At 63.8% G+C, this 25,863-nt stretch carries 23 protein-coding genes; 10 read left to right on the top strand and 13 right to left on the bottom strand.

Annotated elements, in window-relative coordinates; all coding sequences use genetic code 11:
* Positions 1–3: 3 nt before the first annotated feature.
* From K3136_RS12130 to K3136_RS12090, 9 genes are all read left to right on the top strand, one after another.
* Entirely contained in the window at positions 4–1,392 is a 1,389-nt protein-coding gene (locus tag K3136_RS12130; protein WP_221430563.1) for a leucyl aminopeptidase family protein, read from the top strand.
* Positions 1,393–1,461: 69 nt separating this feature from the next.
* Positions 1,462–1,815: an SH3 domain-containing protein gene (locus K3136_RS12125; protein WP_221430562.1), complete on the top strand. Its 354-nt coding sequence runs from the start codon at positions 1,462–1,464 to the stop codon at positions 1,813–1,815.
* Positions 1,805–2,743 (top strand): N-acetyl-gamma-glutamyl-phosphate reductase, encoded by a 939-nt coding sequence (gene argC / locus K3136_RS12120; RefSeq protein WP_221430561.1) that lies wholly within the window; start codon positions 1,805–1,807, stop codon positions 2,741–2,743. The genes K3136_RS12125 and argC overlap by 11 nt, the downstream gene beginning before the upstream one ends.
* 174 nt (positions 2,744–2,917) lie before the next feature.
* Positions 2,918–3,256: a P-II family nitrogen regulator gene (locus tag K3136_RS12115; protein ID WP_221430560.1), complete on the top strand. Its 339-nt coding sequence runs from the start codon at positions 2,918–2,920 to the stop codon at positions 3,254–3,256.
* 60 nt (positions 3,257–3,316) lie between these two features.
* Entirely contained in the window at positions 3,317–4,726 is a 1,410-nt protein-coding gene (gene glnA / locus K3136_RS12110; RefSeq protein ID WP_221430559.1) for a type I glutamate--ammonia ligase, read from the top strand.
* A 176-nt stretch (positions 4,727–4,902) separates the two neighbouring features.
* Positions 4,903–5,904: a PilZ domain-containing protein gene (locus K3136_RS12105; RefSeq protein ID WP_221430558.1), complete on the top strand. Its 1,002-nt coding sequence runs from the start codon at positions 4,903–4,905 to the stop codon at positions 5,902–5,904.
* Between the two features lie 86 nt (positions 5,905–5,990).
* A complete protein-coding gene (locus K3136_RS12100) occupies positions 5,991–6,584 on the top strand; it encodes a lysozyme (protein WP_221430557.1) in 594 nt (197 codons plus the stop codon).
* Between the two features lie 85 nt (positions 6,585–6,669).
* Positions 6,670–7,671 (top strand): hypothetical protein, encoded by a 1,002-nt coding sequence (locus K3136_RS12095; protein WP_221430556.1) that lies wholly within the window; start codon positions 6,670–6,672, stop codon positions 7,669–7,671.
* Positions 7,672–7,685: 14 nt separating this feature from the next.
* The gene (locus K3136_RS12090) at positions 7,686–8,258 is read left to right on the top strand and encodes a fasciclin domain-containing protein (RefSeq protein WP_221430555.1); all 573 of its coding nucleotides are present in this window, start codon (positions 7,686–7,688) and stop codon (positions 8,256–8,258) included.
* A 5-nt stretch (positions 8,259–8,263) separates the two neighbouring features.
* Here K3136_RS12090 and K3136_RS12085 read toward each other — a convergent pair whose 3' ends face one another.
* From K3136_RS12085 to K3136_RS12070, 4 genes are all read right to left on the bottom strand, one after another.
* A complete protein-coding gene (locus tag K3136_RS12085; RefSeq protein ID WP_221430554.1) occupies positions 8,264–12,457 on the bottom strand; it encodes a translocation/assembly module TamB domain-containing protein in 4,194 nt (1,397 codons plus the stop codon).
* The gene (locus K3136_RS12080) at positions 12,457–14,535 is read right to left on the bottom strand and encodes an autotransporter assembly complex protein TamA (protein ID WP_247711350.1); all 2,079 of its coding nucleotides are present in this window, start codon (positions 14,533–14,535) and stop codon (positions 12,457–12,459) included. Before K3136_RS12080 ends, K3136_RS12085 begins: the two co-directional genes overlap by 1 nt.
* Before the next feature lie 52 nt (positions 14,536–14,587).
* Complete coding sequence (locus tag K3136_RS12075; protein WP_221430553.1) at positions 14,588–15,430, bottom strand: arginyltransferase; 843 nt, start codon at positions 15,428–15,430, stop codon at positions 14,588–14,590.
* 150 nt (positions 15,431–15,580) lie between these two features.
* Positions 15,581–16,834: a threonine ammonia-lyase gene (locus K3136_RS12070; RefSeq protein WP_221430552.1), complete on the bottom strand. Its 1,254-nt coding sequence runs from the start codon at positions 16,832–16,834 to the stop codon at positions 15,581–15,583.
* A 107-nt stretch (positions 16,835–16,941) separates the two neighbouring features.
* Here K3136_RS12070 and K3136_RS12065 point away from each other — a divergent pair, with 107 nt between their 5' ends.
* Entirely contained in the window at positions 16,942–18,591 is a 1,650-nt protein-coding gene (locus K3136_RS12065; protein WP_221430551.1) for an amidohydrolase, read from the top strand.
* Here K3136_RS12065 and tatC read toward each other — a convergent pair.
* From tatC to K3136_RS12020, 9 genes are all read right to left on the bottom strand, one after another.
* Entirely contained in the window at positions 18,576–19,385 is an 810-nt protein-coding gene (gene tatC / locus K3136_RS12060) for a twin-arginine translocase subunit TatC (RefSeq protein WP_221430550.1), read from the bottom strand. The genes K3136_RS12065 and tatC overlap by 16 nt on opposite strands.
* A 1-nt stretch (position 19,386) precedes the next feature.
* Positions 19,387–19,830, bottom strand: a complete 444-nt coding sequence (gene tatB / locus K3136_RS12055; RefSeq protein WP_221430549.1) for a Sec-independent protein translocase protein TatB — start codon at positions 19,828–19,830, stop codon at positions 19,387–19,389.
* A gap of 23 nt (positions 19,831–19,853) precedes the next feature.
* The gene (gene tatA / locus K3136_RS12050; protein WP_221430548.1) at positions 19,854–20,084 is read right to left on the bottom strand and encodes a twin-arginine translocase TatA/TatE family subunit; all 231 of its coding nucleotides are present in this window, start codon (positions 20,082–20,084) and stop codon (positions 19,854–19,856) included.
* A gap of 64 nt (positions 20,085–20,148) precedes the next feature.
* The gene (gene scpB, locus K3136_RS12045) at positions 20,149–20,712 is read right to left on the bottom strand and encodes an SMC-Scp complex subunit ScpB (RefSeq protein WP_247711487.1); all 564 of its coding nucleotides are present in this window, start codon (positions 20,710–20,712) and stop codon (positions 20,149–20,151) included.
* A gap of 50 nt (positions 20,713–20,762) precedes the next feature.
* Positions 20,763–21,566: a segregation and condensation protein A gene (locus tag K3136_RS12040; protein WP_221430546.1), complete on the bottom strand. Its 804-nt coding sequence runs from the start codon at positions 21,564–21,566 to the stop codon at positions 20,763–20,765.
* Positions 21,563–22,582, bottom strand: coding sequence for a beta-N-acetylhexosaminidase (gene nagZ / locus K3136_RS12035; RefSeq protein WP_221430545.1), 1,020 nt, complete (start codon positions 22,580–22,582; stop codon positions 21,563–21,565). The genes K3136_RS12040 and nagZ overlap by 4 nt, the downstream gene beginning before the upstream one ends.
* Before the next feature lie 91 nt (positions 22,583–22,673).
* A complete protein-coding gene (locus K3136_RS12030; protein WP_221430544.1) occupies positions 22,674–23,372 on the bottom strand; it encodes an SPOR domain-containing protein in 699 nt (232 codons plus the stop codon).
* 3 nt (positions 23,373–23,375) lie between these two features.
* A complete protein-coding gene (argS, locus tag K3136_RS12025) occupies positions 23,376–25,112 on the bottom strand; it encodes an arginine--tRNA ligase (protein ID WP_221430543.1) in 1,737 nt (578 codons plus the stop codon).
* 58 nt (positions 25,113–25,170) lie between these two features.
* Positions 25,171–25,821 (bottom strand): hypothetical protein, encoded by a 651-nt coding sequence (locus K3136_RS12020; protein ID WP_221430542.1) that lies wholly within the window; start codon positions 25,819–25,821, stop codon positions 25,171–25,173.
* Between the last annotated feature and the right edge of the window lie 42 nt (positions 25,822–25,863).

The following is a 25,863-nucleotide window of genomic DNA, read 5'->3' as shown; positions in this document are numbered from 1 at the left end:
ATCATGGCCGACAAAGCCGACCTAATCCAAGCGGACCGTGGACAGGAGGCTATCCCCATCCATCTGGTGAACAAGGACGGGTTTCCCGACTGGGTGAAATCGCTTTCCGCCGGACAGCGCGCATCGCTGGCAGGACAGAAGTTCGACGGAAGCGGATACCAGGTTGCGATCGTACCCGATGGCGATGGCTGGTTTGCCGTCGGCGGCGTCGCCAATCCCGACGAGCTTTCCAGCTGGTGCATGGCGAAGCTCGCCGAAGCGCTTCCCGAGGGCACTTATCGCCGCGCCAGCGGTGAACCCGGCCCAGCCCTCCATGGCTGGCAGACCGCGCAATACTCCTTCGAACGCTACAAGAAGCCGACCAACCCTACCGGTCCGCGCATCTTGCTGACCAAGGAAGCGGGCAAGATCGACAATGCGATCGCCGAAGCGAAGGCGGTTTGCCTTGTCCGCGATCTCGTGAATACCCCTGCAGAGGACATGGGTCCGGCGGCGCTGGAAAAACAGTGCGAGAAGCTGGCCAAGGACCACGGCGGCAAGCTGTCGGTCGTTCGCGGCGATACGCTGGAGCAGGATTATCCGATGGTCCACGCGGTCGGCCGTGCGGCTGCCCGCAGTCACGCACCGCGCCTGATGCACCTGACCTGGGGCAAGGAAAGCGATCCGGTGATCGCCGTGGTCGGCAAGGGCGTGTGCTTCGATAGCGGCGGGCTCGATGTGAAGAGCTCCACGGGCATGCTCCTGATGAAAAAGGACATGGGCGGCGCTGCCCATGCGATCGCGCTTGCGGGGCTCATCATGGGTGCCAAACTGCCGGTGCGGTTGCACCTGTTAGTGCCAGCCGTCGAGAACGCGATTTCCGGCAACTCATTCCGTCCCGGCGACGTGCTCAATTCGCGCAAGGGACTGACCGTCGAGATCGGCAACACCGATGCCGAAGGCCGCCTCATCCTTGGCGATGCCTTGACCCGCGCTTCGGAAGAGAACCCGGAATTCATCATCGATTTCGCCACCCTGACAGGTGCAGCCCGCGTGGCGCTCGGTCCGGATTACCCTGCCCTGATGACCCGGCGTGACGAGACTGCGGACGCCCTGATCGCTGCCGGTCGCGCGGTCGATGACGAACCGTGGCGCCTGCCCCTGCCCGAAGGCTATGCCGAGTGGCTGGCATCGGACATTGCCGACACCAACAACGCGCATGGCAACTCGTTCGCAGGGGCGAGCGTCGCCGGCCTGTTCCTCGACAAATTCGTGGGCGAAGGGATCGACTGGGCGCATTTCGACACCTTCGCATGGCGACCCTCTGCCAAGCCGGGCCGGCCCAAGGGTGGTGACGCCTACGGCCTGCGCGCTTCGTGGCACATGCTCCAAAAGCGTTTCAAAGCGGCATAGTCCGTTTCTCGCGCTTGCCCCGGACACCTGCCGGGGTTAAGCGCCCGCATCTGCAACAGGGATTTCAGCGTGAGCGAAGCTGCGAATTACGAATTGCCAACGGGTATCGTCGGACTGAAGGGTCCGATCGTGAAGCCTGCGCCCGGCACGCTGCCGCTGCGCGGCGACCTTGCGCATATCGCACTGGCAGATTCCTTCCTCGCCGCCCACTATGTCATCCCCAAGGTCCGCCAGATCGGCGACCGCGCTGCCACACTCAAGATCGGCATGCGCGACGATGCAGATGACGGCGTGACCCTCGATGCGGGCTCTCCTGTCGAACTGCTCGACCAGGCGGGCGACTGGGCCTGGATCACCTGCGGACCCGAAGGTCCGAGCGGATATGTGCGCGCGAGCACTCTTGCCAGCGACAGTGACGCATAAGGTCTTCATCGACGGCGCGGCCGGCACGACCGGCCTTGAAATCGCCGAGCGCCTCGAGGGGCGCAGCGAATTCTCGCTCATCACGCTGGACGATGCCCGCCGCAAGGACACCGGGGCACGGCGCGAGGCGCTGAACGAAGCCGACGTCGCCATCCTCTGCCTGCCCGATGATGCCGCGCGCGAAGCGGTCGAGCTGATCGATCCGGCTGGTGGCACACGGGTAATCGATGCCTCCAGCGCCCATCGCACCGCCGAGGGCTGGTGTTACGGCTTCCCCGAACTGGTCGGTGCAGCGCGCGTCTCCGATGCCCGTCGCGTCAGCAACCCGGGGTGCTATCCCACCGGTTTTCTCGGCCTTATTGCGCCGCTCGTACGCGAAGGCCTGTTGCCCGCCGACTGGCCCTATACGGTCAATGCGGTCAGCGGATATTCCGGCGGCGGCAAGGCGCTGATCGAGCGCTTCGAGGCCGAGGGTGCGCCCGCCTTCCGTGCCTATGGCTATGACCTTGCGCACAAGCACCTTCCCGAAATGAAGGAACACGCCGGGCTAGAACACCCGGTCCTCTTCGCACCTTCGGTCGTGCCTGCCTATCGCGGGATGATCGTCGAGGTGCCGCTCCATCTCGGCGCCATGGAGAGCGACCCGCATGCCGACGCGCTGCGCGATTGCCTCGCGGAATTCTACCGCGACGCGCCGGTCGTGACCGTGCACGAAAAGCAGGTCGTGGGCGAAATGCTCTTGGAGACCGATAGCGAGCCTAGCGACGGCCTCGAGCTGTTCATTTTCGGCAATGAAGGCGGTTGGAATGCGCGCCTCGTGGCAAGGCTCGACAACCTCGGCAAGGGTGCCAGCGGCGCTGCCGTGCAGAACCTCAACCTGCTGTGCGGCCTGCCCGAAACTGCAGGTCTCAAACTGCCCTCTGCCTAATTTTTAGGCAGCCCGCGTCCAGCCTTTGAGCAGGTCCCGGCAAGCCCGCTCTGCCAAATCCCCGAATTCCGCCATTCGTGCACTTGGCACGTTTCTTGGAACGTCGCGCGCAAGAACACATTAGGCCAGTGTGCGGACTCTTTCCCGCACGGCTCAGACGGGACCGGTGGACACGTGAAAAAGATCGAAGCGATCATCAAGCCCTTCAAGCTCGACGAGGTGAAGGAGGCGCTGCACGAGATCGGCGTATCCGGCATCACCGTCACCGAAGCCAAGGGCTTCGGCCGCCAGAAAGGCCATACCGAACTCTATCGCGGCGCCGAATATGTCGTCGACTTCCTGCCCAAGGTAAAGCTCGAGGTCATCGTGCCCAGCGATATCGCGGAACGGACCGTCGAAGCGATCGCTTCTGCCGCCCAGACCGGGCGCATCGGCGACGGCAAGATCTTCGTCAGCGCGATCGAGAGCGCCCTGCGCATCCGCACCGGCGAAAAAGACGAAGACGCGATCTAATCAATCCCTGCCCGTCACGCGGCGGGCGCAATACGAACAATCCCAACGGAGACAATCAACATGGCAAGTGCGAAAGACGTCCTGAAGCGTATCGAGGACGAAGGCATCGAGTGGGTCGATCTCAGGTTCACGGACCCCAAGGGCAAGTGGCAGCACCTGACCATGGTTGCAGGCGCGCTTGACGAAGACCAGCTCGAAGACGGCCTGATGTTCGACGGTTCGTCGATCGCCGGCTGGAAGGTCATCAATGAAAGCGACATGATCCTGCGCCCCGACCTCGACCGTGTCTATGTCGATCCGTTCAGCGCCGAACCCATGCTGATCCTGTTCTGCGACATCGTCGAGCCGTCGACCGGCGAACTCTATTCGCGTGACCCGCGTTCGACCGCCAAGCGCGCCGAAAGCTTCGTGAAGAGCACCGGCCTCGGCGACACGATCTATGTCGGCATGGAAGCCGAATTCTTCATGTTCGACGATGTTCGCTTCGAAGACGGCTATGCCGGATCGGGCTATGCCATCGACGACATCGAACTGCCGACCAACACCGGCAAGGAATACGAGAGCGGCAACCTTGCCCACCGTCCCCGCGCCAAGGGCGGCTACTTCCCCGTGGCCCCGGTCGACAGCGCCGTCGACATCCGCGGCGAGATGGTTTCGACCATGCTCGAAATGGGCCTCCCCTGCGACAAGCACCACCACGAAGTGGCCGCCGCCCAGCACGAGCTTGGCGTTACCTTCGGCACGCTGGTCGAAACCGCCGACAACCTGCAGATCTACAAGTATGTCGTTCACCAGGTCGCCCATATCTACGGCAAGACGGCAACCTTCATGCCCAAGCCGATCAAGGACGATAACGGCAGCGGCATGCACACCCACATGTCCATCTGGGACGACGGCAAGCCGACCTTCGCCGGCAACCAGTATGGCGGCCTGAGCGAAAACTGCCTCTACTACATCGGCGGCGTCATCAAGCACGCCAAGGCCCTGAACGCCTTCACCAACCCGACCACCAACAGCTACAAGCGCCTGGTGCCGGGCTTCGAAGCGCCGGTGCTGCTCGCCTACTCGGCGCGCAACCGCTCGGCAGCCTGCCGTATCCCTTACGGTGCGGGCGACAAGGCAAAGCGCGTCGAATTCCGCTTCCCCGATGCGATGGCCAACCCCTACCTCGCCTATGCCGCGCTGCTGATGGCCGGTCTCGACGGGATCCAGAACAAGATCCACCCGGGCGAAGCCATGGACAAGAACCTCTACGACCTGCCCCCGGCAGAACTCGCGGACGTTCCGACCGTGTGCGGCAGCTTGCGCGAAGCGCTCGAGGCACTCGAAGCCGACCACGAGTTCCTGCTCAAGGGCGACGTCTTCACCAAGGACCAGATCGACGCTTATGCCGAACTGAAGTGGGAAGAAGTCCTGCGCGTCGAAACGACGCCCTGCCCGGTCGAATTCGACATGTATTACAGCTCCTAAGAGCAAGCTGGAGACACCTCTCCTGCACGCAGGAGGGGCCAGATAGAGGGGCGTCCGGAGCGATCCGGGCGCCCCTTCTCCATTCCAGCAGGTTGCCCCTCTCCCGCCCTACACGCTTTTTTAGGGTGCTGGAGATAGTCGTGAGTCCTCGGATCCTCCGGCAACACGGGAAAGACATGAATTTCTGGCGCAAGGATATCACCGAAAAGGTCGCTGAAACGCGTGCGGACGTGATTATCCAGAAAAAGAAACGCAAACAGGACCCGCAGGCTTCCGGCCTCGGAGCCGTCGCCATCCCGCGCCGGGGCAAGCGCAGCATCCACCAGCGCAATGAAGATCGTCACTATCTCGAAGGCACGAAAGCAAAGGCCCTGATCGACGGTGACGAACACGAGGTGAAGGTGATCAACCTGTCCTCCAACGGCGTCATGATCGGGTATGAAGGCAATGCGCCCATCGGGACCACCGTTCGCCTTGCGATCGACGAATGCGCACCGATCACGACAGCTGTACGCTGGGGGCGGAGGGGCCGCGTCGGCCTCGAATTCATCGCGGAAACCGTGATCATCGCAGAAGCCGGCGTGCAGGACTTCATCGTCAAGACGATTGCGCGCGAACGGGCGATGGAAAGCTATAATGCCAAGCCGCTGATCGGCGCCGAACAGCGCGGCATCCAGAAGCGCCACCCATTGGTTTTCATCGGCAAGCTTCGCTGGAAGGACCGCGACGCGACAGCCCGGCTGCGCAATATCTCCAAGCACGGTGCCATGGTCGCCATCACGCAGGCCAACAATTTGACGAGCGGAGACGAGGTCCGCCTGTCGCTTGCCGCATCGGGCGAAATCGCTGCAACCATCCGCTGGATCGCAGGCCAGCACTACGGCCTTGAGTTCGCCGAAGAATTCGACGTGTCCCTACTCGCGCACGAGCTATGCGCAGAACTTGCGCCGCCTGACGATGCCCGCGTACTTCGCGCTTCGGCGCGTCAAGACAGCTATGTCGACGAGGATAGCGACAGCCTGGTCGTCCGCATGGGCAAGGTCGAGAAGCCGCACGAGCCGCCCGAAATGCACTACGAGCGCCTGACGCTCGACGAAGTTTACGCCACGCTCTATCCACATGGCCGGCCCGGCACGGAGAAGAGTGACGCGGGAGAGGGTGCAGGCACCCAAGGCTGATCCTGCTCCCCGGCCAAGATCGTTTTCCTACGCGATATCCTTGTGCCTATTTGCCGCACCTCGTCCCCTAGCAAGAGGTGCAATCCATGAATCGCAAATCCCTGTTCGATACCGTCCGCGGCATGCTCGGGCGTGGTTTCCGGCAGTCCGAAGTGGATCGCCTGGATGCCGCGATCGAGGCTTCGCTCGAATTGCCCTGGGATGGTGTTCCAGCCGTTCCATCCTGCGGGGTCTCAGAGGCTGGCCTCCAACTGATCAAGACCTTCGAAGGCTGCGCGAAAATGCGCCGCGATGGCATGGTGGAAGCCTATCCCGATCCCGGAACCGGCGGCGACCCGTGGACGATCGGCTGGGGCGCGACTGGTGCGGACATCTCTGAAGGCACCGTCTGGACACAGGCACAATGCGATGCGCGCCTCGACGCGGACATTGCGCGTCATGCAGCTGAAGTGCGCGAGGCTATCGGAGATGCTCCGACGACGCAGGGGCAGTTCGATGCGCTTGTGAGCTTCCACTACAACACCGGCGCAATCGCCCGTGCGACGCTCACCCGCCGACATGTTGCAGGCGACCACGAGGCGGCTGCTCGGGAGTTCGCCAAGTGGAAACATGCCGGTGGCCGCGTGCTGAAGGGTCTGGTTCGTCGTCGACGTGCGGAAGTGGCCCTCTATCGCGGCTGAACAGCCCCCAAGCTTGACGATCGCCCGGAAATGGCCGGAACCCGATGCCTTTTCTCCCCGTTGGGGAAGACAAAGGAGTATTGAAATGCGTCTAATCATGGCTGGAGCGGCGGCTATCGCGCTCGCCGCAAGCGGGGCTTACGCCCAGGGAAATGGCAAGGGTAATGGTCAGGGCAATTCAGGCAACAAGCCCGCTGCCGCCCAAGGCCAGAAGGGCAATGGTAATGGCAACGGGAATGGCAATGCCCGTGCAGATCGTGGCCCCGACCGGAGCGACAAACGGCAGGACCGGCAGGTAGAGCGGCGTGTCGAACGGCGCGAGAACTCGGCCGAGCGCCGGGGCAATGGCCAGGCCCGTCAGGCCGAGCGCCGCGGGAACGGACAGGGTCGCGATAATGCCGCCGATCGTCGCGATGTGCGCGTGACCTATGATGACCGTGACGATCGCCGCGTGATGCGCGGTGATCGCGATTACGGCTGGCTTACAGAAGATCGCTCGCGCGGTCTCATCCAGGGCTGCCCTCCGGGCCTCGCGAAGAAGCGCAACGGATGCAATCCTCCGGGACAGGTCCGCGATCAGTATGAGCGGAGCCTCTTCGGTTCGGCCTATCGCCCGAGCCTTTTCGGCCTGAACAATTACGGCCGCGGAGACTATTACTACAATGACGGGTATCTTGTTCGCTACGGCGATCGGGGCGATGTATCCGGCTGGATCCCCCTGCTCGGCGGCGCACTTGGTATCGGCAATGTCTGGCCGAGCGGATATCGCAGCTACGAAGTGCCGGATTATTATGTCGACTATTATAATCTCGGCGGTCCCGATCGCTATCGCTACGCCGATAACGTGATCTACCGGGTCGATCCCGAAGATGCTGCGATCACCTCGGTGGCAGCGCTTATCACGGGTAACGAAATCACCGTCGGCCAGCCCATGCCGCGCGGTTACGACGTCTACAACGTCCCCTATGCATACAGGGACCGCTACTACGACAGCCCGGATCGCATGTACCGCTATTCGGACGGATATGTGTACCAGATCGACCCCGAAACGCGCCTCGTCGCCGCGGCGATCGACCTGCTCATCTAATCTGGAGAAACAAGATGAAGACCAACTTCACGAAGCCCTTCGTGCTGGCCGGTGCAATTGCCGGGCTGGCCATGCTCCCGGCGTGCAGCAGCGGCGAAACCACCGATAGCGTCGGGGAGACGCAGGACTACACCACGCGGACGCTGGCGGCCGCCCTTGGCGACCTGCCCGAAATGGCGAGTTTCAGTGGCGCCATCTCCAGCGCGCAGCTCAATTCGATCTTCGATGGCCCGGCCAGCTACACGGTGCTGGCACCAAGTGACGAGGCTTTCAACGCGCTGGGCGAAAAAGGCCAGTCCTTGATGACCGAAGAGCAGCGCCCGGTCCTTGCCGGCGTGCTACGCGAACACATCCTGCCCGGCCACCTGACGCCCGAAGACATCACGGCTGCCATCGAAAGCCAGGGCGGCGGGGTGACGATGACCACGTTCGGTGGCGGTGACCTTACCTTTTCGATGGATGGCGAGACGGTCGTTGCGACCAACCCCTCGGGCGAGGTTGCGCGCTTCAACGGAGCGGCCACACAGGCCGCCAATGGCGTGATCATCCCTGTCGACGCCGTCATGATCCCCGGCGACGCAGGCTAACGCCATCAATAGTCGCGGCTGACTTCCACCACCACACTCTCGCGACCGATGGTCGAGACGCTTCCCAGCAGCGATAGCCAGCTGGTGATGCGGAACTCGACCTCGGTCGCGCTGTAACCGCGGCCATCGGTGATGATTTCCACGTAAAAGCGGCGGCCGAAATTCTTGCCCAGCGCAACGCCCGTCCCGCGTTCGAGCGCGGGATCGGCCGAAACGATGCGCAGCCGGTCAAGGCCGATCGCGCTGCGAAGCTGGTTGATCGGATCCATCCCGCCACCGCCACGAAGGCTTGCCAGCGCTGCGCCAAGCTGGAGCGCATCGGTTGCAGAGAGCGTGGTGATCGATCCGCCGAACAGCAGCCGCGCGAGGATTTCCTCCTCAGGCAGGGCAGGATCGGAACTGAAGGTCACTTCGGGCTGCTGCGCACTTCCGGTTACGGTCACGATCACGTCGACCCCGTCCCTTTCGGTCTCCGCACGGATGTCGAGCCGCGGATCGATCGGGACGTTTGCGTCGAAATCGATCTCGCCGCGCGTGAGTTCGAACCGCGTGCCCGCGAAGGTGTAGTCGCCACGGACAACTTCCGCGCTGCCGCCGATGCGCGGGTCGTCGGTCGTCCCGCGCAGGATGATGTCGGCGCCCCATTCGCTGTCGAGGCCCATGCCATCGACGTCGATCCGGCTGCGGCCCTTGGCGTCGATCAGGTAACGCCACGGCCTGCCCGGGGCCACGCGTGCAGCACGGTCTGCGGGCGCATTGATCTCGCGCGTGGGAATGACGGGCAGGCGCATGTCTTCGGCAGCAGATCCCAGCGACCAGCTTGCCCGATCGATCGTCACGCGGCCTGCGATCGTGCCGCCAAGCCCATTGGAGACGATCCTTAGTGGCCCGGTGATCGTCGCGCTGAGACCATTGGCCTGGAGCAGCTGCGCATTCTTCGCGCTGGCCCTCAGATCGAGCGTCGGCCCGCGGATCTCGACCAGCCTGCCTTGCACTCGCTCACCAAGGCCCTCGAGATCGACGATCCCGCTGCCCGTTACCGTGCCGCCATTATCGGTCGTCCCGGCAAAGCGGGTGAGCTGGAGCCGCGAACCGGCAAACTTGCCGCGCACGCTGACACCCTGGATGTCGGTGCCCGACAAAGCACTTCGCACGCGCAGGTCATCGCTGGCGACGGTGCCACGCACTTGCGGCGAAGCGAGCGTCCCGCTGGCATTGGCGGCCAAGGCGACCTGCCCCGTGAGGTCGAAGGCCTCGATCGCGGCAAGGCGCCACAGGCTCTCGGCCGCGCCCTGATAGCGCAATTGACCGTCGAGGCGACCTGCGCGGAGCCGCTGCGTAAGATCGCCCGAGGCAGGCATGCCGGTGATCACGGCCTGCACCCGGCCCCGCCGGATATCCTCATTGGCGAGTACCGCGCGCGCTTCCAGGCTCGTTTCCGTCAGTTCGGCCAGTAGCGAGAGGTCGACAGGCTTGGAGGAGAGAACCAGGCCGGAGCGTGTGAGGTCATCGACCTTCACACGCGCGGTGCCGGTCGGCAGCCCGCCGCGGGGGCTACGGAAGGCGACTATGCCCGACATGGTTCCGCCGAGGCCGAGGTCTTCTACCGCAACATCGACAAGCGAGAGCGGCATGCTGGCAAGCTTGAGCTCCAGCGCAGCCTCATCGGGCGCATACATGCCCGAAGCAATCGCTGCGCCATCGCCAAAGTTGAGCTGGGTGGGAGCCAGCTTCCATCCGCCGCCGTCGAGCGCGGTCAGGACAGCGCGCCTCGGCATGGATATCTGGCGACCAGAGAACTGGCCCTGCGCTGCCACGGCAATCCGCTCGGGCCGGAATTGCGCATTCAGGTCCAGCGCGAAGCGGTTGCCGCGCCTTCCGGCGATACTCGCATCGACACTACCGACGCCGTTTTCGACCTCTCCCCTTGCCGCAAGCCGCCCGATGAACACCGTGCCATACTGGATGCCCTGCGCGCTGGCCGTGCCCGAGAAACTCGTCGAACCATCGCCGATGAGCCCCTCCGCATCGATTTGCGCACGGCCGATCGTCAGGGGTGTATCGCCGCCGAAACTCGCATTGCGGGCTGACAGGTCGAGGCCGATGCCCTGCCTGCCCTGCCTTGGCGCAAGGGCGATGGTCCCATTCAATCCGCCGCCTGCAAGCGCGAGATCGCCGCGCGCGCCGCCGTCGACCAATGTCAGGTCGCCGGAAATGTCGGTATTGGAGACCTCGAGACGCTGGATATCGATGCGCGTGGGTCCGTCTTGCGGTGCCAACAGCGCGAGGACGCCGTCGAACGGGCCGAGGACGGAATCGCCCGCAGTATCGATGGAGAAGCCCTCTTCGCTCGGCGCAATCGCGACACGAACGTTTTCGAGCCCGGTGAAAGGCTTTGCAAACACCAGTTCGGCAGTGGGCGCGCCGTCTTCGATCTGGCCTTCGACGGTGAAGTCGCCATATTGCGTGTGAGTGCCCCGACCGGCCAGAGTCGTGGTGCTGTCGGCAATGGCACCATCCAGCGCCATGGTGAGCTTTTCCGACGACACTGTCATATCGTCGAAGTCGATCGCTGCCCCATTGCTGGTTGCAATTCCCCCGCGCACGCGGATCGCGGGACCGGCAAGATTGGCCAGCGTGTCGTTGCTGACCGGCGAGACGCGCGCGTCCAGCTGTGCACCAATCCTCCAGCCCGAGGGCAGGACATCCAGGTCGACCAGCGCCGTGCCGCCCGCAACACCCACATTGTCGAGAGCTATGCCGTTCGCGCGAACCGGTCCGCGCAGCTGGTAGCGACCCGCATCGAGATTGCCGCGCAAGGCCAAATTGGCTGCGAGGCCGCGGAAGGAGAGGCGAATATCGTCGCCGGTCAGCTGGCTTCCGGACAGCATCAGCCGACCGCGTCCATCGCCATTGACAAGACGCGCGTCGGCCAGCGCATTGCCGGTTCGAACCCGCGATACCGAAAGCGCGAGCGGCAAGCGCCAGGTCGAGCCATCGTAGGAGAGCGTCCCGCGCTGGCGCAGGTCGTCCAGTTCGGCAGTTCCGGCCTGAAGCCTTGCCACGCGCAGGTCGTGAATGATCGCGAGGTCGCTGAACGGACCGTTGAGGGTTGCATCGAGACGCGCGTTCTCGAGCCGTAAATTCTCGCCGAAGATCGCCGGATCGGTAAGGCGAGCCACGACTTCAAAGTCGTCGACCCTGTTCTCGGCAAGATCGACGAGCCCCTCGCCTTCGAAGCGGATACCGCTCCCAACCACGACTGTCCGTCCGTCGAACGCCCGGTTGTCGATCTCCACGCGCGAGGAGATCGCGACGTCCTCGCCTACGGCATTGGCGATCGTGCCACTGAGGAAATCGCTCGGATCGACTTTGCCAACCGCTCCGAACGTGCCGCCCTGGTTTGTGATACGGAGTGCGGCGATCCGCTCGTCTCCGGCCCGCACGAGCAAGCCGCCACGCCACTGCGACCACGTGCCCTCGCCTGCAAGGTCCGCCCGATAGCCGCGCGGAAGCCCCAGCATTCCGACCAGCACGCCATCGTCGGCAGCACGCACCTGCGCGGCAAGATCGAAGCGGTCGCCATCAGGTTCTGCATCGAGCAGCAGCGCCAGGCTGTCGTTTGCACCCAGCGCAGCGTTCCCGTCGACGAAGAGACGCCGGTCCTCGACTTGCACTTCGGCGAGCAGGTCGACCTGTTCGGTTCCACCGCCGGTGATGGCCGGAGCAAGCGTCAGGGCATCGATTTCCAGCCGGTCGAGCGAAATGTCGAAGCCCGGCAGGATCGGGCCCTCGGTCTCGCTCGGCAGGAATTCCGGTAGTCTGGCCAGTGTCGCCCGGCGTGCTACGAAACTGTCGATATCGAGGCGATTGTTGAGCCATGCGCGCGGGTTCCAGTCCACCTCGGCGCGCGGGATCGTCAGGAAAACGCCCTTGGGATCCGAAAGGGCGACGTCGTGAAGCACCGCCTCGCCATAGATATTGCCCTCGATCCGCCCGATGCGGATGTTGAGCCCGTTCGGAAAGGTCTGGCGGGCGATGCGATCGGCAAGGAAACGCTCGCCGATAGGCGTGTTGAGAAGCGCGAGCGCTCCGAGGATCACGAGCAGCAAGGCGCCGACAATGCCGAGCACCCATTTGCCCAACCGGCGCTTGCGGAACCGGCGCGGCTGCACCTCTGTGTCCTCAGTTGCAGCCATCAGAATGCCTGTCCCAGCGAAACATAGACTGCCACCGGCGCATCTTCGGGATCCGGATTGAGCGGGAAACCGACGTCGAGGCGCAGCGGGCCGAAGCCGGTGTCATAGCGCAGGCCCACGCCGGCGCCGTATTTCACGAAACGGAAATCGGGTGTTTCCTCGATCGACACCGCGCCGAGATCGAAGAACGGGACGACCGATACTGCGCCGTCAAAAAAGCCCGTACCGATGCGCGCTTCCACCGAGGCTTCCACGAGATTGCGTCCGCCAGTGGGCTCGCCGAAGTCGTTCTTGGGACCGATCGCCTGATAGCCGTAACCGCGGACAGAACCGCCTCCGCCAGCATAGAGCCTGCGCGACGGCGGGATCGCAAAGATCGGCGCGCCGACGATGCTCGCATAGCGAAAGCGTCCGGCTGCGACGATATTTGAACCGACCGACTGGTAATAGGAGGCGTCGGCCTGGTTCGCGAGGTAATAGTACTGATCGCCCTCAGTGCGCGAGGTCGTGGGAGAAACGAAGCCCGCCACCCTGAACCCTTGCGTGGGATCGAGCAGCGAGTCGGTCGTATCGATCTGTGCGCGGCCGGACAGGGCCGCAACGAGATAGGTCTGGCGCGGCCTCGGCACGCCTCCGATCACGCGATTGCGTTCGTCCGAGGCAAGGACCGTCGCCCCTAGCGACCAGCTGAAGGGTTTTTGGAACAGGAGCGTCGAGAGCCGCTCGTAGGTGCCGGTCAGGGCGACGGTGTTGGCATCATAGGCGACGGTGTCCTGCGCCGAGGCATAGGCGTCGAGTGTGAGAACCTTGTCGCGGCCGCCGAAATTGTTCTTGCGGAAGGTGACACCGCCCAGCTGCTCCTGCGTACCGAGGATTGCGCGCAGCCTGAGCGAGCCCTCGGGCGGGAAGAGGTTGCGATGCTCCCAGCTTGCCTGGAGGCGGAAGCCCTCTTCCGAACCGTAACCGATCGCACCGGCGATGGTGCGCAGCTTGGCCCGCTCCAGATCGACGTCCATCTCGACGACGCCGGGCTGATCGCCTTGCGGCGGGGTAACCTCGCGCGGGGTGACGCTGACCGAGGAAACGAGACCCGTGGCGGTCACGGCACGGCGAAGGTCCAGCGAGAGGCTGCGCTGATAGACGTCGCCTTCCTGGAAACGCGCGATGGAGCCCAGGTGCCGGCCCGAAAGGAACTTCGGATCGCTGCTGACGACACCGCCGAACACATACTTGCCGCCCGGTTCGACATCTAGTATAAGATCGCCTTCCTCGCGTTCGTGATCGATCAGGAGCTGGGGCTCGTCGATCTTGGCGAATGCATAACCGGTCTCGCCCAGCTTGCGATCTAGCGAGAATTGCTCCTGCACGATCGTATCGCTTTGCAAATAGTCGCCCGAATATATTCCGAAGGAAGCGCGCAATTCCTCATAATCGGGCGCAGCGTCGAGATTGCCGAGATTGATCGTCCCGTAGCGATAGCGGTTGCCCGGAATGACATCGAAGCGCACCGTCGGTGTCTCGGTGGCGACGTCCTCTCCGGGCTGGAGCGCGCCGATAGAGCGGATGATCTGCCCGTCGTAATATCCGTAGACACGCAGGAGATCGCCGAGGAGCTCCTCGTCCTCCCGCGCGCGAGCGGCGAGCTGGGCGACGCTCGCATCCTCGTTTTCCAACCCTTCGATCGTCGAAAGGGCGGAAAACCGTTCGACGAAATCACCGCGTTCGGAGAACGGCGGTTCGCTTTGCGGAAAGCCAAGCACCAAATTGTCGGCGAGCCGTTCGGTTTCGGCCTGCTCGATATCGACCTGCGCACGGCCAAGATCGAGATCGGCGAACTCGATATCCCCTTCCGGTTCGAGCGGCTCTACGCCGTCGATCTCGATGTCCTCGGGCCAGGGAAGCGAAAATCCCTGCGGGCTCTCGATCGGCGTGTCGGGTTCGGGGACTGCGTCTCCCACGGTATCGTCCTGCGCGTCCGTACCCTGCGAAGCCCAGTCCTCGGCATTGTCGACCGCACTATCGGGAATGAGATCTCCGAGCGTCTCGGGCGCATCGCGATCCTGCGCAGCAGCAGGCATCCCTGCCAGCGACAGCGCGGCGAGGATTGAAGTCAGCGAATATCTGAAGCGGTCAGTCGGCGAGTTTGTATTCCAGCTGGTTGCCGTCCTTTGCCGGCAGGGCGGTCCCTTCGGCATCGCGGCGCTTTCCGGTTGCGGCGCCGATAAGGCGCTTCTGTTCGTCTTCGGGCATACGCTCCCATCCGCCGCGGGTGAGCCGCTCGATCGGACGATAGCGGACCTTGTACTGCATGCGGTCCGACCCTTCGACCCAATAGCCGAGGTAGACGTAAGGCAGCCCATTATCCGCAGCACGGCGGATGTGGTCGAGGATGATGAAATTCCCAAGCCCGGCGCGATCCTCAATATCAGGGTCGAAGAAGCTGTAGATCATCGACAGCCCGTCACCCTGTACGTCCGTGAGGCATGCTCCGACCAGTCGACCCGGTTCGCAGCCGACTCCCGGCTCCCGATATTCAACGACATAGCTGGATACCGGCGTATGTTCCACCATATCCGCGAAATCGGATTCGTCCATCTCCGCCATGCCGCCACCGGGATGACGTGCCGCAAGGTAACGACGAAGCAGCTCGTACTGCTCCTCGGTCGCCCACGGGCGGCATTCGGACACGACGAGATCGCTGTTCGACTTGATCGTGCGCTTCTGGCTGGAAGAGGGCTTGAACTCGCCGGCCACGACACGGACCGAAACGCAAGCCTGGCAATCGAGGCAGGAGGGGCGATAGGCGACGGTCTGGCTGCGGCGGAAGCCGATGCGGCCAAGCGCTTCGTTAAGCTCGTCGGCACTCTCGCCGCGCAGTTCGGTGAAAACCTTCCGCTCGCTGCGGCCCGGCAGGTACGGACACGGCGCGGGGCTGGTCACGAAAAACCGGGGGAAGCGAATGGGTGCCGTCACGGCTTGCGGGTCCTCTCGTTGCTACGAAGCTCAATTCGTTAACAACTCCTTTATGCATGACCTGTCCCTGCGTTTAAAGACCATTAACCACGAAAAACGGGCGACCCTGACGAGTCGCCCGTTTTGCAGGGGCTTAGCGGTTAAGATTCCTCAAGCGAGCTCGGCCAGCTCGACGCTGTAACCCTTGGCTTCCATCGCCTTGACGAGCCTGTCGATCTGCGCACCGTCGCGCGCTTCGCACTCGATTTCGGTGATCAGGCCCTTCGCCGGAAGCGTGGTGAAGATGCGCTGATGGTAGATTTCGATGATGTTGACGTTGTGCTCGTTGAATTCGCGCATGACCTTGTAGAGCGCGCCGGGGCGATCCTGCAGAGTGATGCGCAAGCGCGCCAGGCGGCCCGAACGGGCGAGGTCGCGCACGAGGACATTTGCCAAAAGGCGCGTATCGATATTGCCGCCGCAAAGCACGAGGCCCACGGTCTTGCCTGCGAACTTTTCGGGATAGGAAAGGACCGCGGCCAGCCCGGCAGCACCGGCCCCCTCGACCACGGTCTTCTCGATTTGGAGCAGCAGCGAAACCGCGCGCTCAAGCCTGGGTTCTTCGACCAGCAGGATTTCATCGACGAGCTGGCCGATGATCTGCCGCGTGAATGCGCCCGGTTCCTTCACCGCGATGCCTTCGGCCAGCGAATCCCCGCCGCATGGAAGGTCCTCGCCGGTGATGGCCGAATACATCGAGGGGTAGAGGGCAGCCTGCACGCCGACCATCTCGATGTCGGGCTTGAGCGCCTTGGCGACGGTCGCCATGCCGCTCATCAACCCGCCGCCACCTATCGGTACGACGAGGCAGTCGAAATCGTCCTTGAGCTCGAGCATTTCGAGCGCGACCGTCCCCTGCCCTGCGGCAACCTGCGGATCGTCGAAAGGATGGACGAAGGTGAGCCCGCGCTCGGCCTCGAGCTCGCGTGCATAGGCATAGGCTTCGTCGAAGGTCTCGCCGTGAAGCACGACATTACCGCCGACGCTTTCGGTCTGCATGACCTTCACGCTTGGCGTGGTCGAGGGCATGACGATGGTGACCGGCACGCCAAGGCGGCGGCCATGATAGGACAGGCCCTGCGAATGGTTGCCGGCCGATGCGGCGATCACGCCCTTGTTGCGCTGCTCCTCGGTCAGCTGGAGCAGGGCATTGAGCGCGCCGCGTTCCTTGTAGGCGGCAGTGAACTGCAGGTTCTCGAACTTGAGCCAGATGTCGGCGCCGGTAATCTCCGAAAGCGTGATCGAGTGCATCATCGGCGTCTTGACCACTGCGCCTTCGATGCGCCGCGCAGCCGTGCGCACATCGTCGAGTGTCAAAAGGTCGGTCGCGCTCTGCTCGGCGCGAAGGGATGCTGCTTCGGTCATGTTCCCGGCCCTAGGCCGCACGCGCCCCCTTCGCAATCGCCGAAAGGGTTTGCTCAGCCCAAGCTATGCCTTATCGCTTGCCCCAACCGATAGTCAGGGGTCACCAGATGAAACTCAAGTTCGCCGCCGCATTCCTCGCCAGCGCCATTGCCATGCCCGCCCATGCCGATGTCCTCATCGACAATGTCACCGGCATCACGATGGATGCAGACGGCAAGGTCAAACGCTTCGAAGCGCTGGTGATCGATGACGACGGCAAGATCGCGCAGGTCATCGAGCGCGGTCAGGAACGGCCCCGCACCGATTATCGCGAGGACGGCGAAGGCCGCGTCATGATTCCCGGGATCATCGATGCCCATGCCCATGTCATGGGTGTCGGCTTCGGCGCGCTGACGCTCGATCTGTCGGACACCAATTCGCTCGAGGAAGCGCTCGACAAGATCCGCACCTTCGCCGCCGAGAACGAGGCCCGCCCGTGGATCCTCGGTCGCGGCTGGAACCAGGAGAAATGGGGCCTCGGTCGCTTCCCGACGGCAGAGGAACTCGACAGCGCCGTGTCCGACCGTCCGGTCTACCTCGCCCGCGTCGACGGCCATGCAGGCTGGGCCAACAGCCTCGCCATGCGCGCAGCCGGCATCACCGCCGATACGAAGTCGCCGAGCGGCGGGCGGATCGAGAAGCTGGCCGATGGGAAAACTCCCTCGGGCATTTTCGTCGACGCGGCAGAGCAGCTGATGAACGCGGCCGTCCCTGCCCCGCGCCCGATCGAACGCGACCTCGCCTTCATCGAAGCGCAGAAGGTCCTGCACAGCTTCGGCATCACTGCCGTGGCCGACATGGGCACGACGATTGAGGACTGGCAGGCCTTCCGCCGGGCTGGCGACAACGGCTCGCTCACCCTGCGCATCATGTCCTATGCTGCCGGGCCCGACCAGATGACATTGATCTCGGGCGCACGTCCCTCGCTGTGGCTCTATGACGACAAGCTGCGGATGAACGGGGTGAAGCTCTATCTCGACGGCGCCCTGGGCAGCCGCGGGGCCTGGCTCAAGCAGCCCTATTCGGACGATCCGCACAACAACGGCCTGCCGCTCATGGCACCGGCACAGCTGCGCAACGTACTCGTGCGCGCCGCACAGGGCGGGTTCCAGCCCGCTGTCCACGCGATCGGCACCGCGGCCAATGCCGAGGCCCTCGCCGCGATCGGCGAGATCGCGGAAAGCTTCGACGGCGATCGCCGCTGGCGGATCGAGCATGTCCAGATCGTCGACCCGGCAGACCTGCCCAAGCTCGCAGAGCACGGCATTATCTCAAGCATGCAACCGGTCCACCAGACCAGCGACATGTTCATGGCCGAAGCCCGGCTTGGCGAAGATCGCCTGGAAGGCGCCTATGCGTGGAACACGATCCTCGAAATGGGCGGACGTCTCGCGTTCGGCTCCGACACTCCCGTGGAATCGCCCGATCCCTTCGCTGGTTTTGCGGCAGCCATCACCCGCAGCAATGCGGCAGGCGAGCCCTTTGGCGGCTGGCGGGCAACCGAACGGGTCACTCGCGAACAGGCACTTTCGGGCTTTACCGCCGACGCCGCCTATGCAGGTTTCGCGGAAGGGCGTTTCGGCAGGCTGCTGCCCGGAGAACGGGCCGACTTCGTCCTCGTCGATGTCGATCCGCTACTGGCAACGCCTGAGGAAATCCGCGGCACGAAGGTGCTCGAAACCTGGGTGGGCGGACAGAAAGTCTACGACGCCGACTGATCTACTTCGGGCTCGTCCCTTTCGGCGGGCGCCTCCTTGGCGCTGCGCTTGTCGAAGATGCGCATGAGTATCAGCGAGCCTTCGAACAACAGGAGCAGTGGCACGGCCAGCAGGAGCTGCGAGCCCGGGTCGGGCGGCGTGATGATCGCTGCCAGCGCGACGACGAGCACGATCACGTAGCGGCGCGCACCCACCAGCTGGTCGCGCGTCACGATACCCGCGCGGTGCAACAGCAGGAGCAGCACCGGCAGCAGGAAGCTCATCCCGAAAGCGAGGATGAACTGCATGACGAGGCCGAGATACTCGTTCGCCGTCGGCAGCGCCTGGATTTCGACGCCGCCTGCAGACCCCTCGAAGCCGAGGAACCACTCGAAGGCGGTCGGCATGACGATGTAATAGGCAAGGCTCGCGCCGGCGAGAAACAGGAAGGGTGTGGCAAAAAGGAAAGGCAGGAACGCCTTCTTTTCCTTCGCATAAAGGCCGGGGGCAACGAAGGCCCAGAGCTGGTTCGCGATATAGGGAAACGAGATACAGAAGCCCGCGAACAGCGCCACTTTCAGCTCGACGAAGAACACCTCGTAGAGCTTGGTGAAGATCAGCTGGCCCTGCCCCTCGGGAAAGGCCTTCTTGAGCGGCTGGATCAGGAAGCCGAGGATCTGGTCGGCGAAATAGAGGCAGACGCCGAAGGCCAGCACCAGCGCGGCAACGCAGCGCACCAGCCGCGTGCGCAATTCGATCAGGTGGTCGAGCAGCGGCGCCTGCGTCTCGTCGATGTCCTTGACCTCGAACGCCATGTCAGCCGTCCTTTTCCGGATTACCGAAGGGCAGCCCCGGTTCGTCGGCGGACTTCTCGCCGCCGTGTTCGGGGGCCTTTTTCGGCGCGGCCCGCTTTATCGCGGCCTCGGCGGCGGCATCGGGATCCGCGGTTTCGCCGGCAGAAGCAAGAGGCTCCATCTCGGGCGGCAGGAGGTTTTCCGGCGCGCCCCCGTCCGGTTCGTTACCGGTCGGGTATTTCGCCATGATTTCCTTGTTCTTCTGCGACCACTTCTCTTCCATGTCCTCGATCTCGGCCTGGCGGACCATTTCATCGAGGCCGGAACGGAAATGCGAGGACATCCGGCGCAGCTTGCCGATCCAGCGACCGGCGGTACGCATGGCTTTTGGCATGTCCTTGGGGCCGATCACGAGGATCGCCACAATGACGATCACCAGCAATTCGGCCGCGCCGATGTCGAACATGGATCAGCGGCTCTCTGTCGGGCTTACTTCGGGTCGGACGTGGTCTTGACCTGATCTTCCGTCAGGCCTTCGCCCGCAGGCTTCGCATCGTGCGAGATCTGCTTCGCGGGCTCGGAGTCTTCCTCGTTCATGCCCTTCTTGAAGCTTTTGATTCCCTTACCGAAATCACCCATCATTTCGGAAATGCGACCACGACCGAACAGGACGAGGATCACGAGGGCGATAATGATGAGCTGCCAGGGGCCGAGCGACATTGTGAATACCTTTTAAGCGTGAGCTGTTGGATACAATATAGGGACGTGGCAGCGCGAAAGCCAGTCAGGCCGCATCGGAGGCTTCGTCGGCCTCAAGATCGTCCTTTGATGCCTCTTGCGTATCGTCCGTGCCCATCAGGTCCTCATAGGCGTCTTCGACCGGATCGAGCAGGCCTGTGGCGCGCAATTCCGCGATTCCCGGCAGGTCGCGGCGGCTTGTGAGGCCGAAGTGGTCGAGGAATTCCGGCGTCGTCGCATAGATGGTTGGGCGCCCCGGCACCTCGCGCCGTCCGGCGATCTTCACCCAGCCCGCTTCCATGAGGACGTCGAGCGTCCCGCCGCTTGTCTGCACGCCGCGGATCGATTCGATTTCCGCGCGGCTGACCGGTTCGTGATAGGCGATGATCGCAAGGACTTCGGTGGCCGCACGGCTCAGGCGGCGGACCTGTTCGCGCTCCTTGCGCAGCAGGTGTGCGAGATCAGGCGCAGTCTCGAAATGCCAGCGCTTGCCCCGCTCGACGAGATGCACGCCGCGCTTTTCATAGGTTTCGGCGAGCGTTTTCAGCGCCTCGCGCACTTCCGCTTTCTCCGCGTCGCCAAGAAAGCCTGCGAGCGCGTCCACGCTCATCGGTTCTTCCGCTGCGAAGAGCGCGGCTTCTACGGCGCGTTCCAGTTCGGTCACGCGACCCGCCTCAGTCGCATCGGTCCGAAGACTTCTTCCTGCGCAATCTCCGCCTTGCCCATGCGCGCCAGTTCGAGCGCAGCGACGAAGCTGGAGGCGAGCGCCGACTTGCGCAGGCGCGGTTCGGCATGCGGCGGCAGGAAATCGCGCAATTCCATCCACTCCAGCGTCACGCCGAGCATGTTCGATACGCGATCGAGCGCTGATTCGAGCGTCATGACCGGTCGTTCGCGGACCATGTGGACCGCCGGCGCAGTGCGAGCCTTCACTCGGCCGTAGGCCTCGATCAGGGCGAACTGGTCGCATTCCCACTGCGTCTTGCGGACGATGGCGAGGCCTTCGGGCGATCCGCGCAGGAACACGTCGCGCCCGATCCGGTCCCCGCCCATGAGGCGGCCAGCGGCCTCACGCATCGCGCCGAGCCGCTGGAGGCGCAGTTGCAGCTTGAGTGCGAGCTCTTCGGGGCTGGGATCTTCCTGCTCTTCCTTGGGCAGGAGCATGGCCGATTTCAGATAGGCGAGCCACGCCGCCATCACGAGGTAATCGGCGGCCAGTTCCAGCTTCAGCGCCTCGGCCTGCTCGATATATTCGAGATATTGTTCAACCAGCGCGAGGATCGAAATCTCGCGCAGGTCGACCTTCTGGCGCCGCGCGAGGTCGAGCAGGAGGTCGAGCGGCCCTTCCCAGCCATCGAGCTCCAGGTAGAGGGCATCCGTGTCCGCCGTCGCTTCGGCGGCGATGCCGTCCCAGTCTTCGCTGCCCTGCTGGGGCGTGTCGGCAAACAGCATCCCTTCGGTCATGCCGCTTCCTCCGCAATCGCGAGCAGCGCGTCGCGCTTGGCGAGGAGCTCTGCAGGATCGCAATCCTGGGCCGTCGCGCCCATGGCAGCATGGACCCGCTCGAGCCGGGCAGTCGTCGCCTCGGACATCGTCGGAAAGCGGTTCGCGATTTCCTGCTGGTCGTCCATTTTCGCCCAGCAATTCAAAATGATGTCGCAACCCGCCGCAAGCGCCTTCGCGCCGCGATCGGGAATCGTGCCCTCGAGCGCCTGCATGTCGATATCGTCGGTCAGCAGCAGGCCGTCGAAGCCGATCTTGCCGCGGATGACATTCTCGATGACGGTCCTCGAAAGCGTCGCCGGATTGTCCGCATCCCAAGCGTCGAAGACGAGGTGCGCGCTCATGCCGAGCGGGTGCGAGGACAAGGTGCGGAAGGGTTCGATATCGACTTCGAGCTCCTCCTCGCTCGCGCTGACGCGGGGCAGTTCCTTGTGGCTGTCTACCGTGGCGCGTCCATGCCCCGGCATGTGCTTGAGGCAACCGACCACGCCGCCGCGCGCCATCCCGTCGAGCACCGCACGGCCCAGCGCCGCCACCTGCATCGGCTCGCTACCGAGTGCCCTGTCACCGATCACATCGTCGGTCTCGGGCCGCCTGACATCGAACGGCGCATGATAGTCCACGCTGACGCCGACGAGGGCCAGTTCATGGGCCATCGCCTCGGCATTGATCCGCGCCGCCTCGATCGCGGAGGCAGGGGCAATTTCGTAGAGCTTGGCGAAGGCCTCGCCAGCCGGATATTTCGGCCATTCGGGCGGCTTCATCCGCGACACGCGGCCACCTTCCTGGTCGATCGAGACAATCAGCTGATCGCGCCCGTGAATCGAGCGCAAATCATCGGTCAGCGCGCGCATCTGGTCGCGCGTTTCGCAATTGCGTCCGAACAGGATGTAGCCCGCGGGATCGGCCTCCTTGAAGAAGGCGCGTTCGTCGGCCGTGAGTGCAAGGCCGGAAATGCCGAAAATGGCGGGCGTCATAGAGGGAAACTGCTGCTTTTCGCGCGCAATGCCAAGCTCGGCGGAGTCGGCAGGTGTGGAAATTAAGGCAGTCCGAGTCCGCCAGGCGCCCTTATTTGACGAAACAGGCCAATCCGTCGCTCTTGAGACGGTCACACAACGCCTTTGCCGCCGTGCGATCACCGGGCATCGCCTGGAGACGATAGACAGTGCCGATATCGACCTGGGCCTCGACCACGCGGTGACGCACGCCGTTGAGCGCCTCGGTCTGGCGCATCAGGCGACCCCATGCCTCGTTGGCCGCAGTTCGCGTCGGGAATGCGCCAACCTGCACGGCAACGCCGCTCGGCGCAGCAGGGCGCGGACCTTCGTTGAGCGTGCTCGCGAGCGAAGGTCCTGCCACTTCGGTTTCGGGTGCCGGTTCGGGTGCGGGGGGCGTGTCGGCCAGCTTGCCTTCGCGCGTTTGTCCCTCTCCAACGGCATAGCTGGTGTCGCCGGTGCCGGGGAACGTCTTGCCGCCCGCATCCTCGGGCTTGGTTTTGTAGGGTTCGTCGGGCGCTTCGATCAGGCTGCCGTCTGCGATCGGCTCGCCGCTGTTCGATCCCAGCAGGAACCATGCACCAGCAACCAGCGCGCCGACCAGCAGGAGCGAAAGCCCGCCGAGCATGAGCAGTCGCGAGGTAGCGAAACCGCCGCCCTCGTCGTCCTCTTCATCCGCCTCGAGCCAGGGCAGGCGATCTTCGGACTCGATCAGTTCGAGATCCTCGGCCTCGTCCCAGTTGTCGCTCGTCTCGTAGGGCGAATGCGCCATGCGTTACATCTCCTCGACCGCCTCAACACCCAATATGCCGAGACCGTTGCGGATCACCTGGCCGACCTGTGCCGCGACGAACAGCCTTGCGGCGGTAAGCTCGGCGTCGCCTTCCTGGATAATCCGCTTTGCCGGATCATCATTACCCGCATTCCAGAAGCTGTGGAAGGCGGCGGCGAGATCGCCGAGGAAAAAGGCAATGCGGTGCGGTTCACGGGCCTTTGCAGCAGCTTCGACCACACGCGGGAATTGCGCCGCTTCGCGAACGAGCGCCAGTTCGTCCGCACCGAGGCGATCGAGATGTGCATCGCTCGGTTCGACACCCGCCTTGCGCAGTGTCGAACGAATTCGCGCATGGGCATATTGGAGGTAGAAGACCGGATTGTCCTTCGAAGCTTCCACCACCTTGGCGAAGTCGAATTCCATCTGCGCTTCGGGCTTGCGGGTCAGCATGGTAAAGCGGACGACGTCCTTGCCCACTTCCTTCACCACGTCGGCGAGCGTGACGAAAGTGCCCGCGCGCTTGGACATCTTCACCGGCTCGCCGTCGCGCATCAGATTGACCATCTGCACCAGCTTCACGTCGAACGGCACGTCGCGGCCAGCGCCCTTGGTGAGCGCGGCGACGGCGGCCTTGATCCGCTTGACCGTACCGGCGTGGTCAGCGCCCCAGATGTCGATCAGCGCATCGGCGCTTTCGGCCTTCTGGAAGTGATAGGCGAGGTCGGCGCCGAAATAGGTCCAGGCGCCGTTCGATTTCTTGATTGGGCGATCCTGGTCATCGCCGAATTCGGTCGAGCGGAACAGCGGCAGTTCGACCGGCTCCCAGTCTTCGGGCGGGGCCTTGCCCTTGGGCGCTTCTAGCACGCCATCGTAGACGAAGCCATGTTCGCGCAGCCACGCCTCGGCCTCTTCGGGCTTGCCGGCAGCCTGAAGCTTGGCTTCGGAAGAAAAAAGGTCGTGATGGATGCCGAGCAGCGAGAGGTCTTCGCGGATCATGTCCATCATCGCGGCGACCGAGCGTTCGCGGAACAGCTCGAGCCAATCGCTCTCGGGCGCGTCCTTGTAGGCCGGGCCGAATTCCTGCGCGAGGCGTTCGCCCACCGGCTTCAGATATTCGCCCGGATAAAGGCCCTCGGGGATTTCTATCTCTTCACCGAGTGCTTCGCGGTAACGAAGGTGTGCGGAACGGGCGAGAACGTCCACCTGGCCGCCCGCATCGTTGACGTAGTATTCGCGCGTGACCTTGTGGCCCGAAAATTCGAGCAAGCCGGCCAGCGCATCGCCGACCACCGCGCCGCGGCAATGGCCCATGTGCATCGGGCCGGTCGGATTGGCCGAAACATATTCGACATTGACCGTCTGCCCGCCGCCCAGTTCGGAACGACCGTAATCGTCGCCAAGCGCGGCGATCGCTTCAAGTTCGCGCACCCACGCCGTGTCCGACAAGCGGAGGTTGATAAAGCCGGGGCCTGCAATGCTCGCCTCGGTGATATCGGGCTCGCGCTTCAGGTGCTCGACGATCAGTTCGGCGAGGCTGCGCGGATTGGTCTTCGCCTGCTTGGCGAGGACCATCGCGGCATTGGTCGCAAGGTCGCCATGCGAGGGATCGCGCGGCGGCTCTACGGTTACGCCCGAACGGTTGGTCTCGGGAGGAAGGTGGCCTTCCATCTCGAGGGCATTGAGAACCGCGTCGATTTTCGCCGCAAAACCGGCGTGAAGAGTCTGGATGTCAGCCATGCCCGCGCGCCTAGACGAATGGCGCAAAATGGCAAGGTGTCAGAGCATCAAAGCCCGATTAGCGGGTGGCGTTGTAGCGCAGCTGGTCCTCGGTCAGCTGGAAGCCGACGAGCAGTTCGAAGGTCGCACGCTGGACGGCGGCGCGGACTTCGGGATCGGCCAGCGGATCGAGCGCGGCATCGGGATCCCCGGGCTTGCGCTTGCGGGTGATACGCTCGACCACATCGGCAGGGAGCGTTGCTTGCGCGCGGTTGACGAAAGCTCCGGCCTTGCCGCTCGCCTGCGCGCGTTCCTGGCCATCGGCGAAGGTCAGGGTGACGGTGCCGACGCGCTTGGTCACGACTGCGCTACCACCGCGAAGAACAGTGGTGAAATAGGGGAGCTGTACCGTGCGGGAACCGCGAACATCGGTGCGGCGCGCGACCACATCGAAGCTGGCTTCCGAATAGACGCGCTCGCCTTCCTCGTTGCAGGTCGAGGTGAGGTTGGTCATCGCCGCGGTCACATCGAGGTCTGCCAGTGTCTCCGTTGCGCCGCGGAACAGCGTGACATCGCCGGTATAGTCGGGAATGCCGACTGCCGGACAGGCAGTACGCACCGCCGTAATACCAACCGCATTGCCCTGCACCACGAGCTCGCCATCGGTCTTGCAACCGGCCAGTGCGAGACCCATTCCAAGGGCAGTAAGGAGGCGAAAGCGATTGGTCATGTCGGCGACATTCCTCATGTGTTCGTATTCAACTGCCCTTCG

This window comes from Qipengyuania gelatinilytica, assembly GCF_019711315.1.
Lineage (GTDB): Bacteria > Pseudomonadota > Alphaproteobacteria > Sphingomonadales > Sphingomonadaceae > Qipengyuania > Qipengyuania gelatinilytica.
This window is presented reverse-complemented; position numbering and strand designations above follow the sequence as displayed.